The 308-nt window shown below is 55.8% G+C and carries 1 protein-coding gene; it reads right to left on the reverse strand.

Translation table 11 applies throughout. The features are described 5' to 3' along the window. Nucleotides 1-308, reverse strand: a 308-nt coding sequence (locus tag Y79_RS01000000120065; RefSeq protein WP_032864794.1) for an AMP-binding protein, incomplete at both ends; no start/stop codon positions are given.

Here is a 308-nt window from a genome sequence, read left to right on the forward strand (position 1 = left end):
TCAATGACATGAAGCTCCGCGCCGATGGTCCATGTCGGGAACATCTCCCAGATGGAGGCGTCAAAACCGAAGCCAGCGTATTTGGCGCTTTTATCCTCGGCCGTCATGGCGAATGCGTCGTGATGCCAGAAACACAGGTTCACCAGCGCATGGTGTTCGACCATGACACCCTTCGGCTGTCCGGTCGTTCCTGACGTGTAAATCATATAAGCGAGATGATCCGCCGTGGTTTCCGTCTGCGGGTTCGCTTCATCGTTTTCATCAAGCGGCAGGCTCAGAATGGAGCGGCTGCCGTCAAGCAGGATCGT

The organism is Bacillus siamensis KCTC 13613 (genome assembly GCF_000262045.1).
Lineage (GTDB): Bacteria > Bacillota > Bacilli > Bacillales > Bacillaceae > Bacillus > Bacillus siamensis.